Annotated in this window: 14 protein-coding genes; 6 read left to right on the forward strand and 8 right to left on the reverse strand. The window is 67.8% G+C overall.

The window, feature by feature from the left end; genetic code table 11:
• The first annotated feature begins 52 nt into the window (after nt 1–52).
• From ABNK63_RS01760 to ABNK63_RS01785, 6 genes are all read left to right on the forward strand, one after another.
• Nucleotides 53–1,261, forward strand: coding sequence for a TIGR03032 family protein (locus ABNK63_RS01760; protein ID WP_350016520.1), 1,209 nt, complete (start codon nt 53–55; stop codon nt 1,259–1,261).
• Nucleotides 1,258–1,722 carry an EF-hand domain-containing protein gene (locus tag ABNK63_RS01765; RefSeq protein WP_350016521.1) on the forward strand — a complete coding sequence of 155 codons (465 nt, stop codon included), beginning with the start codon at nt 1,258–1,260 and terminating at the stop codon, nt 1,720–1,722. Before ABNK63_RS01760 ends, ABNK63_RS01765 begins: the two co-directional genes overlap by 4 nt.
• Nucleotides 1,723–1,731: 9 nt before the next feature.
• Nucleotides 1,732–2,307: a hypothetical protein gene (locus tag ABNK63_RS01770; protein ID WP_007804188.1), complete on the forward strand. Its 576-nt coding sequence runs from the start codon at nt 1,732–1,734 to the stop codon at nt 2,305–2,307.
• Nucleotides 2,308–2,467: 160 nt separating this feature from the next.
• Nucleotides 2,468–3,403, forward strand: a complete 936-nt coding sequence (locus ABNK63_RS01775; RefSeq protein WP_350016522.1) for a recombination-associated protein RdgC — start codon at nt 2,468–2,470, stop codon at nt 3,401–3,403.
• A gap of 116 nt (nt 3,404–3,519) precedes the next feature.
• On the forward strand, nt 3,520–4,290 hold the full coding sequence (locus ABNK63_RS01780) for a YgjP-like metallopeptidase domain-containing protein (protein WP_007804184.1): 771 nt from the start codon (nt 3,520–3,522) through the stop codon (nt 4,288–4,290).
• A gap of 98 nt (nt 4,291–4,388) precedes the next feature.
• Complete coding sequence (locus ABNK63_RS01785; protein WP_350016523.1) at nt 4,389–4,967, forward strand: isoprenylcysteine carboxylmethyltransferase family protein; 579 nt, start codon at nt 4,389–4,391, stop codon at nt 4,965–4,967.
• Nucleotides 4,968–5,146: 179 nt separating this feature from the next.
• Here the strand turns inward: ABNK63_RS01785 and ABNK63_RS01790 are convergent, their stop codons facing one another.
• From ABNK63_RS01790 to acpA, 8 genes are all read right to left on the reverse strand, one after another.
• Nucleotides 5,147–5,734: a sterol desaturase family protein gene (locus ABNK63_RS01790; protein ID WP_007804180.1), complete on the reverse strand. Its 588-nt coding sequence runs from the start codon at nt 5,732–5,734 to the stop codon at nt 5,147–5,149.
• A gap of 304 nt (nt 5,735–6,038) precedes the next feature.
• Nucleotides 6,039–6,983 carry an alpha/beta fold hydrolase gene (locus tag ABNK63_RS01795; protein ID WP_350017176.1) on the reverse strand — a complete coding sequence of 315 codons (945 nt, stop codon included), beginning with the start codon at nt 6,981–6,983 and terminating at the stop codon, nt 6,039–6,041.
• A 121-nt stretch (nt 6,984–7,104) separates the two neighbouring features.
• Complete coding sequence (locus ABNK63_RS01800) at nt 7,105–8,958, reverse strand: M1 family metallopeptidase (RefSeq protein ID WP_350016524.1); 1,854 nt, start codon at nt 8,956–8,958, stop codon at nt 7,105–7,107.
• A gap of 229 nt (nt 8,959–9,187) precedes the next feature.
• Nucleotides 9,188–9,829: a glutathione S-transferase family protein gene (locus ABNK63_RS01805; RefSeq protein ID WP_350016525.1), complete on the reverse strand. Its 642-nt coding sequence runs from the start codon at nt 9,827–9,829 to the stop codon at nt 9,188–9,190.
• A gap of 91 nt (nt 9,830–9,920) precedes the next feature.
• A complete protein-coding gene (locus ABNK63_RS01810) occupies nt 9,921–10,397 on the reverse strand; it encodes a DUF2269 domain-containing protein (protein WP_350016526.1) in 477 nt (158 codons plus the stop codon).
• Nucleotides 10,394–11,686, reverse strand: coding sequence for a DoxX-like family protein (locus ABNK63_RS01815; protein ID WP_350016527.1), 1,293 nt, complete (start codon nt 11,684–11,686; stop codon nt 10,394–10,396). The genes ABNK63_RS01810 and ABNK63_RS01815 overlap by 4 nt, the downstream gene beginning before the upstream one ends.
• 44 nt (nt 11,687–11,730) lie before the next feature.
• A complete protein-coding gene (gene pip, locus ABNK63_RS01820) occupies nt 11,731–12,684 on the reverse strand; it encodes a prolyl aminopeptidase (protein ID WP_350017177.1) in 954 nt (317 codons plus the stop codon).
• A gap of 219 nt (nt 12,685–12,903) precedes the next feature.
• Nucleotides 12,904–14,598: an acid phosphatase gene (gene acpA / locus ABNK63_RS01825; protein WP_350016528.1), complete on the reverse strand. Its 1,695-nt coding sequence runs from the start codon at nt 14,596–14,598 to the stop codon at nt 12,904–12,906.
• Nucleotides 14,599–14,603 lie beyond the last annotated feature (5 nt).

Raw genomic sequence — 14,603 nt, forward strand, 5'->3', positions numbered from 1 at the left:
AGTTTTTTGAAGTCCGCCCCGACAGCCGGGGCGGACGTGAGGAGTAGCAATCGTGGTCAAGAAAGCCATCCCGGGGCAGGGCAGCCCGGAATCCATCGACGAGAACGACAACGGAGCGGTGCTGCAGACGGTGGACGCCGGGCCCGTGGCCGCCGCCGTGCCGGCGCCACCGCCGCCAGCGGGCAAGCCGGCGCTCGACCTGATGAACCTGAAGGTGGAGAAGAGCTGTTCGCGCGGCCTCGCCAGCTGGCTCGCCGGCAACAAGCTTTCACTGGCGATATCGTCCTACCAGAGCGGACGCCTGTATCTGGTCGGCAGCGATCCCCAGGGACGCGTGTCGTTTTTCGAGCGCATCTTCGAGCGGGCGATGGGCATCGTCGGCAACGCCCAGCGGCTCTACCTCGGCGGCCTCTATCAGCTGTGGCGCTTCGAGAACGTGTTGCGCCCGGGCGAGTCGATCCACCAGCAGTTCGACAAGTGCTACGTGCCGCGCAACGCGCAGACCATCGGTGACCTGGACATCCACGAGCTCGGCATCCGCAGGAACGGCAAGGTGGTTTTCGTCAACACGCGCTATTCGTGCCTGGCCGAACTCAGCCAGACCCACAGCTTCAAGGCGATCTGGAAGCCGGATTTCGTCAGCAAGCTGGCACCGGAGGATCGCTGCCACCTCAACGGCCTGGCCATGGTCGATGGCGAGCCGCGATACGTGACGGCGGTGTGCCGCGGCGACAGTGTCGACGGCTGGCGCGATCGGCGGCATGACGGCGGCGTGGTGATCGACATCACCACCAACGAGATCGTCTGCGAAGGTCTGTCGATGCCGCACTCGCCGCGCTGGGCCAATGGCAAGTTGTGGCTGCTCAACGCCGGCACCGGCCACATCGGCTGGGTCGATTTCGCGGAACGGAAATTCGTGCCACTGGCCTTCGTGCCCGGCTTTGCGCGGGGCCTGTCGATCATCGGCAACGTCGCCGCCATCGGTCTTTCCAAACCGCGCAACCAGCGCTTCGAAGGGTTGCAGCTCGACGGGGAACTGCGCCGGCGCGACGCCGATCCCTGGTGCGGCGTGCAGATCGTCTCGCTGGGCAACGGCGACGTGCTGAACTGGATCCGCTTCGAGGGCGACATCAGCGAGATCTTCGACATCTGCTTCCTGCCCAAGGTGCGCAACGCGATGGTGGTCGGCCTGCGTACGGCGGAGATCCGCGAGTTGATCACCTTCGAGTCCGAACTCGAAGGCGCGGAGGCCGCTCCATGAGCCTGGGCAAGCTTCCCGGTACGGTGGCGACCGCCCTGGTGCTGTGCGCAGCCAGTGCGGCCTCGTCCGCCGCGCCCGCTGCCGCGACAGGCGGGGTCGCCACCGCCCCGCTGCCGCCGCCGGCGACGACGGCAGCGTCGATTTTCCATGCGGTGGACGCCAACAAGGACGGCGCATTGTCGCCGCAGGAGTTCGCCGCGGGATACGCCGCCGTGCAGCGGCTGATGACCCTCGAAATCCGCTTGCGCGAACAGTTCGGACGGGTCGATGCCGATCACGGCGGCTCCATCGACGCCGGCGAATACGCCAGGCTGATGCTGGTCAGGCGCGCGGGTGCAGCCGCTCCGCCGCTGGCCGCATTCGACGCCGACGGCAACGGGTCGCTGAACTTCGCCGAGTACGTGGTCGCGATCCGCCGACTGGCCGCGCTGCGGCCGGCGCCCGCGCCTGCGGGGAAATAGGGAAAAGCCATGTCGCACCCATCCGCGGACGTCCGCCCGAATGCCGATCCCTCCTTCGAGATCATCCCGGTCTGGCGGAATGTCTCGCCCGGGGTGATCGCCGAGCTGTCCGGCCTGTGGGCGCAGACCGGTGCGATTGGCGATCCGGCCAGCGCGGCCACGCGCGGGCAGCAGGCGGTATGCATCGGTCGCGACGCCAGTGGTGCAATTTGCGCGGTGGGCACTGCGGTCATCCGGACCCTGCCACGGCTGCGCCAGCCGATGTACTTCTATCGCCAGTTCTTCGCGCCGGGGTTTCGCGGCCAGCGGCAGACCGTGCCGTTCTTCAGGCGCGCGTGCGACATCCTGCAGGCCCATGACGCGCAGCTCGCTGTCCCCGAGGCGCTCGGCGTGCTGGTGGAACTGGAGAACACCCTGCTCGCGGCACGCTACGTCCACGCCTGCGACCCGCATTCCGGCACCACCTTCATCGGCTACTCGCCACGGGGGCTGCAGTTGCGGGTCTCCTACTTCGACCACGCCCGCCTGTTCCCGCCCGCCCTGCCGGGCCGGCGCCGCGAAGGCCGCCTCCCGACCCGGGAGTGAAGGGCTCCGGCCGGCCAACATCCCCGCTGCTATAGTTCGGGGTCAGCATGGCGGGCGCGAGGCATCGACATCCTTCGCGCGGACTTCCACATCACGGGAATCTCCGCGCCGGACGCGACTTGCCCCCACTGCGTGCCCTTCAACTACCGAGTTTTCATGCATGGCCACAGGCAGCAACGTCTTCTTCCGCAATCTCACCCTGTTCCGTTTTTCCCCCGCCGTTGCCACTGATCTCGACCGCCTCGACGAGGCGCTGGCCGAACATCGCCTGCGCCCGTGCGGTCCGCTGGAAATGTTCACCAAGGGTTTCGTGCCGCCGGTCGGGCGCGGCGAGGGCGAGCCGCTCACGCATTCGGTGAAGAAATGCACCCTGCTCACCGTGGGCGGCGAGGACAAGCTGCTGCCGGCCGCGGTGATCAATGACGAGCTGCATCGGAAGGTGCAGAAGATCGCCGAGGAAGAGGGACGCAAGGTCGGCGGCCGCGAGCGCAAGCGGATCAAGGAAGACCTGCTCAACGAACTGCTGCCGCGCGCCTTCGTGCGGCAGTCGCGGATGTCGGCCTATGTCGACAAGAAGAACGGCTGGCTGGTGCTGGACACCTCCAGCCGCAAGTCGGCCGAGAACGCGCTGAGCCAGGTGCGCGAGGCGCTGGGCAGCTTCCCCGCGGTGCCGCTGGCGCCGGAGGAAGGCCCGCGGGTGCTGATGACCGACTGGCTGGCCACCGGCAACCTGCCGGCCGGGCTGGCGCTGGGCGACGAGTGCGAGCTGCGCGACCCGGCCACCGCCACGGGCGCGATCGCCCGCTGCCGCCGGCAGGACCTGGACGCCGAAGAGGTCAAGGAGCACCTGCGCAACGGCAAGCAGGTGTTCATGCTCGGTCTCACCTTCGATGAGCGGATCAGCTTCGTGCTGGGCGAGGACCTGACCATCCGCAAGCTGAAGTTCCTCGACGTGGTGATGGACGAGATGGGCGACAGCCAGCAGGACGCCCAGGCCGAACTGGACGCCAGTTTCGCCCTGCTGACGCTGGAACTGGAGCGCCTGCTGGGCAAGCTGGAAGAGTGGTTCGGCCTGCCGCGCCCGGCCGATAGCTGAACGAAATATCCATACCCGTTTCACCCGCGCCCGCGCCATACTGGCAACCCCGTCGCTTTCCGGCGAAGGGGTTCCCCGTTCGATCTACATGAGCCCAGGCAAGAGCAGGCAGGATCATGGCGCAGCATCTGGAAGGCGACTGGCTGGAACTGGCCACGGTAGGCGGCAGCCTGATCCGGGTGCTGAAGTCCGCCCATCCGCGTGCGCGCCGCCTGCGACTGACCATCACGCCGCAGGGCGCGCGGGTGACCTATCCGGTCGGCACCCATCCGGCCCAGGTCAACGCCTTCCTGCGCAACCATGCCGAGTGGCTGGAACAGAAGCTCGATGAGCTGAACCTGATCGTCGAGCCGCTCCCGCCGCTGCGGGTAGGCTATCCCTGCAACTTCCCGCTGCGCGGCGAGATGGCGGCGCTGGACTGGGCCGAGGGTCCGTATCCGCGGATCGAGGCGCATGCTGGCGGGCTCACCCTGGTGATCCCGCGCCCGCACACCCGCGCGCTGCCGATCGCCCGCGGCCTGCTGGCCTCGCACCTGGAATCGCTGATCCGCCGCGACGTCTCGCGCTGGCTGGCCGCGTACGTGCCGCTGCTGGGGCTGGCGCCCACGTCGCTGCGCATCCGTCCGATGAAAAGCCTGTGGGGCAGCCTGGATACGCGCGACCGCATCAACCTCGACCTGGCGTTGGCGCTGGCACCACCGGCGGCGCTGCGCTACGTGCTGGTGCACGAACTGTGTCACCTGAAGGTGCGCAACCATTCGCCGCGGTTCTGGGCCCAGGTGGAAAACCTGCTGCCCGGCTGGCGCGAGCAGCGTGACTGGCTGCGCCAGCACGGCGCCATCCTCAAGGCCGAACTCGACCGGCTGGTCGACGACGTGGCCGACTGAGCCGGCGTTCGGCGCGCGCCGCCTTGCGGGCTGCCGCGGATACCTTGATCATCACGGCCTGCCGACAACGCGGCAGTCGACACTTGGTGGAGCAGACCATGCCATTCCCGACCCAGAGCGTGCTCAATGCGTCGTGGATTCTCTTCGTGGCGTACTGGATCTGGAGCGCACGCAAGGTCAAGAACACCCGTCGCACGGAGCCGGCCGTGTCGCGCTTCCTCAAATACTGGCTGCCGCTGCTGCTGGCGGCGCTGCTGCTGGAGCCGGGCCGCCTGTACGAAGGCGGCGTGCTGGCGGCGCGCTTCGTGCCCGCGGCCGGCTGGGTCGTGGCGCTGGGTACGCTGATGACCGCGGCGGGGCTGCTGTTTGCCTGCTGGGCGCGCCACGTGCTGGGCAACAACTGGAGCGCCGTGGTGCAGGTCAAGCAGGACCACGAGCTGATCGAAAGCGGCCCGTACGGGCTGGCGCGCCATCCGATCTACACCGGCCTGCTGCTGGCCTTCCTGGGCACGGCGGTGGCGCTGGGCGAATGGCGCGGCCTGCTGGCGTTCGCCATCGTGGCGGTGTCGTTCTGGTACAAGCTGCGCCTGGAGGAACGCTGGATGCGCGAGCAGTTCGGCGCGGCCTATACCGACTACATGCGGCGGGTGAAGGCGCTGGTCCCCGGCGTTTTCTGAAGGCCGACGTCCTGCGGCTGCGCGTGTCCCGAGCGATCCGGTCGCGCACGCGGCGCATTCGCATCCGGGCGGGCAGTGTCGGGTCAGCTGGTCTTGCGTCGCCGTCCCGGGGCGCTCGATGCCCTCGCCACGGCGTGCCCGGGCACGCGGAAAAACCGGCGCGGGGAAACCCTGCGCGTTCAGCCCTTCCTGGGCTGGCGCACGTACTTCGTGCCCAGCAACACGTCCCACAGCGACGAGGTCACCCCGAAATTGGTTTCGGGATGGTAGTGGTGCACGTGGTGTGCCCCGGCCCAGCGGCGCAGCAGCGGCTGCTTGAAGCGCACGTGGTGGATGATGAAGTGGCTGAGGCCGTACAGGATGTAGCCGAAGGTGATCGAGCTGGCCAGCAGCAGGGCGAAGCCGGTCGGCATGACCAGCACGAACACGCCGGCAAGGACCAGCAACACCACCGGCGGCAGGAAGAACGGCAGCGAGTCGTAGCCCAGCGGCCGGGCATGGTGCAGGTCGTGGCCCTGGGTGAACAGCGGGATGCGCGTGTGGAACAGCCAGCGATGGAAGAAGTATTCGATGAAGCTGAAGGCGAACAGGCCCAGCCCCAGCGCCAGCAGGGCAGTAAGGGCGCCCCCGTCATGCTGGCGCCAGCCCGATACCAGCAGCAGCAGGCACAACGCGCTGTCGATCGCCACCTCGGCCCAGTAGTTGGTCCGGGTCGAGGACATTCGCACGATGGCATCCACGCCGGTGCGCCAGAGGCTTTGGTTCATCGGTCGCTGCATTGTTCCCTTGCCACGCGTGGATACGCCGGAATGCGGCGCGATAACCTCATTCTCCCATGTTGTCACGTGCAATTCACGACAACCAGGCCGCATTAACGGTGTCTATTCAGTATTCCCGGGCCGCCGGCACCCGCCGTCCGCTTAAAGTCTGTGAAGAAAACCACTTCCCGTGGTTTTCTTCTATCGCGAGTCCGGCGCATGTCCGGACTCGCTCACATGAAACAGTCACTTGCGTGACTGTTTCATGCTCGGCCGTCCTTGGCCGACCTGAGAGTTGAAAAATCACAACCTCTCAGTGCGACAGGGCGAAGCCGGTGAGGATCTGCGCGGTCTGCTCGGGCTTTTCCAGCATCGGCATGTGATTGCAGCCGTTGATGGTGCTGCTGCTGATCGCGCTGGAGGCACTCAGGCCGTTGCGCAGGCTGTCCAGCGCGGAGATGTCGACGATGCGGTCGTCGTGGCACCACAAGCCCAGCACAGGCATGCCCAGCTGGCCCAGCCGGTTCTGCACCGCAAGATATTCCGACGGATCGCGCAGCGCATTGAAGTTGCGTTCGATGAACGCCCGGTCGCGCCGGTTGCGCTTGACCATGACGTCGACAAAGCGCCCCGGCAGGTCGAGCGGCTGCTCGAACGCCAGCGAGATGGCGCGCTCGAAGCCGGCGCGATCGTCGTAGACGAACGGGTTCCTGCCGGCCAGCACCTCGCGGTCGAACGCATTCTGCTTGCCCTTGAGGCCGAACGCATCGACCAGCGCCAGGCTGGCCACGTGCTCGGGATGTTCGCTGGCGTATACCGCGGCGATCGCGCCGCCCATCGAGTGGCCGACCAGCACGAAACGCTGCAGGCCCAGCGTGTCGACGAAACTGTCCAGCCGCGCCGCCTGCGACTCGACGGTGTAGCTGGCGGCGCTGTCGCGCGAGGAATCGCCCCAGCCGGGCAGGTCGGGGATGATCAGGTGGAAGTGCGGCGTGAGCTCCCTGGCCACCTTCAGCCACACGCTGCGATCCGCGGCAAAACCGTGCAGCAACACGATGGTGGGACCCTCGCCGCCTTCGTCGTAGACCCAGCGCGTATCGCCCGCCTGCACCGAATGCGTCTCCAGGTGCGCCGCCATCGCCTCGCGCTTGATGTTCGCCTGCAGCAGCCATTGCGGCGCGAACAGGTAGCTACCGCCCAGCACGATCACCAGCAACGCGACCAGCCACGCCAGGAATTTCAGCCGGCGCAACAGCATGCGTTTCCATAACGGGGTGGCGGTACTTGTCGATGGCTGCATGGAGGTTCTGCGTCGTTCGTTAGTGGGAACTGCTCCCTCCCCTGCAAGGCAGGGGAGGGCTGGGGAGGGGTCAGCCTGGTTACTTCGCCTTCTTCGCCTTGGCGATGATGTTCTCCACCACCTGCTGGGTCAGCGGGTGGTAGCCGTCCTTCGCCTTCGCGTAGACCTGCTCGGCCCAGGCCAGCCCTTCGGGCGTTTTCACGAAGGCCCGGTACAGCGGGGTGGTGAGGTACATGCGGCCGATCCGGGTCATGTGCTCGGCGGCGGCACTCCACACGGCCCTGTCGCCGGCGGCGATCGCGTGGCTGTACCAGCGCATGCCGATTTCCGCGTTCGGCGTGCCGGTGAGATGCCACGCGGCGTCCAGTTCCTGCATCTTCGCCAGCGGCGGCGCGTCCGGCAGACGGTCGAGGAAGTACATCCACTCCTGCGTGTTCCAGCCCTTCGCATCGAGCGAGCCGGCGGCCAGCGAGCCGGCGAGGAAGTCGCTGCGCTCCTTGTCGATCGCGTTGAAGCGCGGCGACTCGGGCAGCGGCGCATCCTTCGGAATGCCTTCGCCGTAGACCCAGGCCTTCACCTCGTCCCAGCTCATCTTGCCGGGATACTTCTCGATCAGGTTCGGCTTCATGTAGTCGAGCATCTGCTCGGTGGTGATGCTGTGCCAGGCGAAGTGGGCGAAATAGCCCTTCAGGTAGTTGTCGAAGTTCTCGCGGCCGAAGCGCTGCTCCAGCGTGCGCAGGAACCACGAGCCCTTGTCATAGGCCACGTCGGACAGCGAATCGTCGGCGCCCACGCCCCGCGGATCGGGCGCCAGCTTCTGCGAGTTGGCCGGCATCTCGCCGATGCCCTTCTGCAGCGCGCGCGCCGACAGCAGCGCCTCCTCGTCGGCCAGCGGCTTGCCGTACACCGCCTCGGTGATGCGGCCCTGCACGTAGGTAGTGAAACCCTCGTTGAGCCAGATGTCGCGCCACGCGGCGGATGTCACCAGGTTGCCCGACCACGAGTGCGCCAGCTCGTGCGAAACCAGCGAAACCAGGCTCTTGTCGCCGACCAGCACGGTCGGCGTGGCGAACGTCATGTTGGGGTTTTCCATGCCGCCGTACGGGAACGACGGCGGCAGCACCAGGATGTCGTAGCGGCCCCAGGCATACGGGCCGTACAGCTGTTCGGTGGTGGCGATCAGCTTCTCGGTGTCCTCGAATTCATGCGCGGCCTTGTCGACCACCGACGGTTCGGCATAGACGGCCGAACGCGGTCCGGTTTCCTTCACCGCGATGTCGCCGGCGCCGATCGCCAGCAGGTAGGACGGGATCGGATGCGGCTGGTCGAACTTGAAGTCGCCGTCCAGCGGATGCTTCGCGTCGTTGATCGCGCTCATCACCACGCGCACGTCCTTCGGCGCCTTGACGCGGGCGTCGTAGGTGAAGCGGATCGCCGGCGAATCCTGCAGCGGCACCCACGAGCGAGCGTGGATCGATTCGGACTGCGAGAACATGAAGGGCAGCTTCTTGTCCGCCGTCTGCGCCGGGGTCAGCCACTGCAGGCCGGTGGCGGTCGGCGCGGTGGTGTAGACGATGCGCACCTGCGCCGGATGCTTCGGCGCGCTGATCGTCAGCTTGCTGCCCAGCTGCTTGTCGCGCGGCGAAAGAATGTATTGAAGCCGGGTTGCCTTGCCGTCGGCGGCCAGCGCCTCGATCTTCGCGATCTTCAGGTCGCGCGTGTCCAGCACCAGCGACTGCGCCCGCGGATTCTTCCAGTCCAGCTTCAGCGTGGCCTGGCCGTCGAGCTGCTTGTGCGGAAAGTCGATCGTGAGGTCCAGATCCAGATGGGTCACCCGCACCTGATCGGGCTGCGCGTAGGAATTCGGATCGTTGGCGTAAGCGGCCAGCGGCAGGATCAATGCGCCGAAGGCGAAGGCGGGAAGAAGTCGCATGGAGAAACTCTCGGGCCGGAAAACCCGAGTATGCCATTGCTGCCGTTGGCGCCGCCCGTGACGAAAGCCGTGGCTGAGAGTTTGTGAAGAAAACCACGGTCCTGTGGTTTTCTTCTATCGCACGTCCGGTACGTGCCCGGACGTGCTCACGCGAATCAGTCACTTGCGTGACCAATCCGCGGTCGGCCCCTCCTTGGCCGACCTGAGAGGTTGAAAAACTCACAACCTCTCAGGGCAGTTCGTTCGCCGAATGCGGGTCGATCGCGTACGGATGCATCTTCGCGAGGAAGCCCGGCTGCGCCTCGACCCGCGCCACCCATGCGCGGAAATGCGGGTACGCCTGCAACGACAGGTCGGCTTCTTCCGCGCGGCTGGCGTAGGCGAACAGCGCGATGTCGGCGATGCCGTAATCGCCGCCGGCGATGAAAGGCCGCGTCGCCAGCTCGTTCTCGAGGATCTCCAGCGTGCGCGCGGCGGCGCGGCGTTTCGTCGCGATCAGTTCTGCCGAGCGACGCGCCAGCTTGCCGGTCATCGTCCAGTGGCGCAGCGCGCCGATCACCGACTCCACCCGTTCCTGCTCGAAGCACAACCACTGCTGCACCCTGGCGCGGCCGAACGCATCATCCGGCAGGTACGGCGTGCCGTCGGCGAGATACATCAGGATCGCATTCGACTCGGCCAGCACCCGACCATCGTCCAGCTCGATCGCCGGTACCGTGCCGGTCGGATTGATGCGCCGGAACTCCGCGCGTTGGCCCTCGCCCTCGAAGATGCTGACCGTCACCGTGCGGTACGGCCGATCGAGATGATGCAGCAACTGGCGCACCTTCCAGGCGTTCTGAGAGGGCAGGTAGTCGTACAGCGTGAGCATGGGAAATTCCGTCGCGGCCAGGGCGACGCCGATGCTGGTCGACCCGACGGGTTCGCGATATCCGTTTCTTGCGTTGCGAATGCCGGCAGCATCACCCCCACAACACCGGCTTCGCCACCATCAGCCAGAACGTGGCGATCACGGCGAGGAAGGCCGGCCAGCCCAGTGCGAACCAGGTGCGCATGCAGCGATGGTAGGCCGGCGGCAGGGCGGTGCCGTCGCGCAGTGCGGCGGCGGCCAGGTTGCGCGCGCGCCATTGCAACCAGACCACTGGCAGCCAGCAGGCGCCGGCCAGCAGGTATAGCGCGATGGCGGCTTGCAGCCACGGCGTGTGCAGGTCGAAACCCATCAAGCGCATCAGCAGGTAGCCGGACAGCGGCTGCACGATCACCGCCGGCGTGGTGAACAGGAAGTCCGCGCGCACGGTCAGCCGCGTGGCCACCGCGATCGCGGGGAGCTGGCCGCTGCGGTGGGTGAACCACATGAAGAAGGCCGTGCCCAGTCCGGTGCCGAACAGCAGGGTGGACGAGAGGATGTGCACGGTTTTCAGCAGCACGTAGGCATTCATCGGCGTTGTTCCGTCGCCAGCAGCAGCGCCAGTGCCGCGACCAGCGGCAGGTTCTTCAGCAGGCCGCCGAACGGGTCCAGCCAGTGGACGGGCCAGGCGATGCCGATGCCGAAGGTGTAGCCGAGCAGCATCGCCAGCATCAGGCCCAGCACCAGATGCGGCCGCCAGCGCAGCAGGCACAGCGCGCCCAGCAGCAGGTCGGCGCTGGCGGTGATGCGCGCCAGCGCGAGCAGGCTGCCGGCGGCGAGTGAACTGCCGTGCGTGGCGGCGACCACGTCGGTTGCCGGGGTCAGCCAGCCGACCACGCCCGAACCGATCCACAGCAAGGCCATCGACACGCGCAGCAGCGGCAGGCAGAAATACAGCCGCGCATGCCAGCGGTCCTGCACGTGGCTGGGCGCTTCGGCCAGCGCGCGTGGCAGTGATCGCGGAGTCAGGCCGAGGCGCTCGCGCAGGCGGGGGACGGCATCGGCGGCGCCGGCGTTGCCGCGTTCCAGCATGCGCCCGATGGTGTTGCCGAGCGGGCCGTTGCCGAGGTGTTCGCCCAGCGCGCAGGCCAGTCGCACCAGCGGCATCGGCACGGCGAGCGCGTATGCGTGCCCGAAGCCGAGCCAGCGTCGCCAGGCCAGCAGGTAGTCGCGCAGGGTCAGCACCTCGGGGCCGACCAGTTCGAGCACTTCGCGGGCGACTTGCGGTCGGGCCAGCGCGGCGACGACGGCCAGGCCGACGTCTTCGGCGGCGATCGGCTGCAGCGGCTGCGCGCCGCGGCCGGGCAGGGGCAGCAGGCCGGGTAGCCCGGCCTGCGCACGCAGCAGCGAACTGCCACCGTACGAGCCATGCGCGCTGTAGACCAGCGACGGGCGCAGCACCAGCCAGTCCAGTTCCAGCGCGGCCAGCGCCGCATCGGCACGATGCTTGGAGGCGATGAACTCGCCGTCGGTGGGATCGCCCAGTGCGGAGACCTGGATCACCCACCGCACGCCGGCCTGCACGCAGGCGCGGAACAGGGCCAGCGGCGCCTGCTCGTGCACCGCCGCGTAGCTGTCGGCGCCGCGCTCGCGCAGGATGCCTGCGCAGTTGACCACCGCCTCGATGCCGGCGAGGCGGGGCAGCCAGTCTTCGCTGCGCAGGTCGCGGGCCATGTCGCAGGCGATCGCGTCGAGTCCGGGGAAACGCGTGTCGAGGCGCGCGCCTCGCACGGCGCAGACGACGTCATGGCCCGCGGCGACCAGCGCCGCCACGATGTGCGCGCCGATGAAGCCGTAGGCGCCGGTGACCAGCACGCGCATGGACACTCCCTGTTTGCCTTGCGGGGGAACGATGAAGGTGCGCTTCAGGCGTAGCGGTCGGCCAGCCGATCCATCGCCTGCACCAGCTGGTCGACGATCGCGGGATCAGCGGCGCTGTGGCCGGCCAGCACCACGTGCAGCTCGGCTTCGGGCCAGGCCTGGCTGAGGTCGTATGCGCTCGTCATCGGGCAGATGATGTCGTAGCGGCCGTGCACGATGGTGGCGGGGATGTGCCGGATGCGTTCGATGTCGCGCAGCAGCTGGTTCGGTTCGAGGAAGATGCGGTGGCGGAAGTAGTGCGCTTCCATGATCGCCAGGCTGACCGCCTTGTGCGGGTCCTCGAAGTCGCCACCGCCGTGGGGATCGTGCAGCAAGGTGGTGCTGCCGCCTTCCCATGCGCTCCACGCCTGCGCTGCGGCAAGCCGGGTCGCCTCGTCATTGCTGGTGAGCCGGCGCCAGTAGGCTTCCAGCATCGAGTCGCGTTCGGCTTCGGGAATGAAGGCGAGGAAGCGCGCCCAGCGCTCGGGGAAGATCTGCGAGGCGCCGCCATCGACTTCGTTGAACCAGCGCAGTTCCGGTTCGCGGCCGAGGAAGATCCCGCGCAGCACCAGACCGAGCACGCGCTCGGGATGCGTCTGCGCATAGGCCAGCGCCAGGGTGGAACCCCACGAGCCGCCGAACACCACCCAGCGCTCGATGCCTAGGTGCTCGCGGATCGCCTCGATGTCGGCGACCAGGTGCCAGGTGGTGTTGTCGGTGAGTTCGGCGAACGGCGTGGACTGCCCGGCGCCGCGCTGGTCGAACAGCACGATGCGGTAGCGCGCCGGATCGAAGAAGCGACGGTGATAGGCGGACAGGCCGGCACCGGGGCCGCCGTGCAGGAACACCACCGGCAAGCCGTCAGGGTTGCCGCATTCCTCGATGTGCAGGGTGTGGATCGCGTCGACGGCGAGGCGATGGGTCTGGTAAGGCTGTATCTCGGGATAGAACTCGCGCATGGGGTTCATTGCGTTTCGCTGGAAAGCTGCAGCTTACGGGGAAATCGGCTTCGATGAAGTTCGACGCGGCGTGGACCCCACCCCTGCCCTCCCCTGCGGAGCAGGGGAGGGTATCCCGGTGGCGATGGAGTTTCGGGTGGCTCGTTCTGCTCCTCCCCCTGCCTGCAGGGGAGGCTGGCGACCGAAGGGAGTCCCTTCAGGTGAGGGATGCTCTGGGGCTCAACTGAACTGCAGCGCCGCGGTGAGGTCGCCGGGTGGCGGGCCGCCGGCGGCGATCATCGAGGCGTCGCGCAGTTTCAGGCCGGGCAGTTGCCTGAGGCCGAAGCGGCGGGTGAGGAAGCGCAAGATCGAGCCGGTGTCGTAGACGGTGTGGTCGACGAAACCCTTCTTCGCGTGGGGCGACACGATGATCGCGGGGATGCGCGAACCCGGTCCCCAGCGATCGCCCTTCGGCGGCGCCACGTGATCCCACCAGCCGCCGTTCTCGTCCACGGTGATCACCACCAGCAGGTTCGGCCACAGTGGACTTTTCTGCAGCGCCTCGACCACCTGCGCCAGATGTTCGTCGCCGGCATCCACGCTGGAATAGCCCGCGTGCATGTTCAGGTCGCCCTGCGGCTTGTAGAACGACACCGGCGGCAGCGTGCCGGCCTCGATCGCGGCGATGAAGTGGTTGCTGTCGGCGTGGTTGCCTACGCCGGCGTCGCGCAGGTGCTGCGCGCGTGCCGGCGTGCCCGGCGCGAAACTGCGGAAGTAGTTGAACGGCTGGTGGTGGATCTGGAAGTTCGGTACTTCCGGGAACGCCTTGTGGTCGCCGTCGCCATGGCCGTCCAGCGCGAGCTGCCAGCCGCCGGCGTACCAGGCCCAGTCGACGCCGGCGTCGGACAACGCATCGCCGATGCTGGCGTGCACCTGCGGCGGCAAGGTGTTGTGGCTGTCCGGGTCGGCAAAGCGCGGATCGTGCTTGTCGTGGCTGAAGGCGGGCGCGTAGGCCGGCCCCATCGTGTTGACCGCCCAGAAGTCCGGCGTCAGTGCGTCGCGCGAGGCGAACTCCGGGCGACCCTGCATCGCGCTGGCGGGCGAATCCTCGGCCATCACGCGCTGGAGGCCGGTCGGGTCGTCGCCTTCGACGGTGGCGATCTGGATCTTCGCCGGGTGCCGGTCGGCGTGCGGGAAATACGGCGGCTGCGCGGCGACCAGGTAGTGATGATTGAGGAAGGAGCCGCCGAACGCGCCCATGAAGAAGTTGTCGCACAGGGTGAATTGCCCGGCGAGTTTCCACAGCCGCAGATTGGCCGCGCCGTCGCCGTAGTGGCCCATCGTCATCGCGCCGGTGTTGCCCCAGGCCACGAAGCCGTCGTTCCTGCCGCCGTTGATCTGCAGCTGGTTCTCGTAGAAGCGGTGCACCAGGTCGCGGGTGATCACGCCGTGCGGCAGTGCGTCGCCGTCGGGCGTGCGCAGGACGAAGGGGCGGTTGGGCAGGCCGCGGATCGCGTCTTCGCCGATCTGGTAGTGACGTCCGTCGACGGTCTGCGCGTGTGGCGCCAGGCCGCCCCATACCGGCGGCAATGCGTCGAGCAATCGACCATCGCGATCGCGCTGGCGGTAGGCGGGTGAGTCGAGCGCCTGCAGCGGTTGCGCCAGTCCGGGGAAGTTCGCGAACAGGTTGTTGAAGCTGCGGTTCTCGGCGTACAGCACCACCACGTGGTGGATGTGCTGGCGCAGCTGTGCATCGAGTGCCGCGTCGCCTGCGCCTGGCGCCGCGGCTGCGCCGCGCTCGCCGAACGGCTGGCAGCTGCTCACGCCGAGCGCGGCTCCGGCCATCGCGAGGCCGCCGAGCAGGCGGCGGCGTTGCGGATCGGCGGGCGCGTCGACAGTGGTCGAAGGGGGCGGGGTGGCGGGCTTGTCGGTCATGGGGT

This window comes from Rhodanobacter sp. IGA1.0 (assembly GCF_040208325.1).
GTDB lineage: Bacteria > Pseudomonadota > Gammaproteobacteria > Xanthomonadales > Rhodanobacteraceae > Rhodanobacter > Rhodanobacter spathiphylli.

Coding starts and splice junctions, on each gene's coding strand:
- acpA (WP_350016528.1), bottom strand. CDS start 14,598: ATGACCGACAAGCCCGCCACCCCGCCCCCTTCGACCACTGTCGACGCG.
- ABNK63_RS01780 (WP_007804184.1), top strand. CDS start 3,520: ATGGCGCAGCATCTGGAAGGCGACTGGCTGGAACTGGCCACGGTAGGC.
- ABNK63_RS01805 (WP_350016525.1), bottom strand. CDS start 9,829: ATGCTCACGCTGTACGACTACCTGCCCTCTCAGAACGCCTGGAAGGTG.
- pip (WP_350017177.1), bottom strand. CDS start 12,684: ATGCGCGAGTTCTATCCCGAGATACAGCCTTACCAGACCCATCGCCTC.
- ABNK63_RS01815 (WP_350016527.1), bottom strand. CDS start 11,686: ATGCGCGTGCTGGTCACCGGCGCCTACGGCTTCATCGGCGCGCACATC.
- ABNK63_RS01800 (WP_350016524.1), bottom strand. CDS start 8,958: ATGCGACTTCTTCCCGCCTTCGCCTTCGGCGCATTGATCCTGCCGCTG.
- ABNK63_RS01790 (WP_007804180.1), bottom strand. CDS start 5,734: ATGAACCAAAGCCTCTGGCGCACCGGCGTGGATGCCATCGTGCGAATG.
- ABNK63_RS01770 (WP_007804188.1), top strand. CDS start 1,732: ATGTCGCACCCATCCGCGGACGTCCGCCCGAATGCCGATCCCTCCTTC.
- ABNK63_RS01785 (WP_350016523.1), top strand. CDS start 4,389: ATGCCATTCCCGACCCAGAGCGTGCTCAATGCGTCGTGGATTCTCTTC.
- ABNK63_RS01795 (WP_350017176.1), bottom strand. CDS start 6,983: ATGCTGTTGCGCCGGCTGAAATTCCTGGCGTGGCTGGTCGCGTTGCTG.
- ABNK63_RS01775 (WP_350016522.1), top strand. CDS start 2,468: ATGGCCACAGGCAGCAACGTCTTCTTCCGCAATCTCACCCTGTTCCGT.
- ABNK63_RS01765 (WP_350016521.1), top strand. CDS start 1,258: ATGAGCCTGGGCAAGCTTCCCGGTACGGTGGCGACCGCCCTGGTGCTG.
- ABNK63_RS01810 (WP_350016526.1), bottom strand. CDS start 10,397: ATGAATGCCTACGTGCTGCTGAAAACCGTGCACATCCTCTCGTCCACC.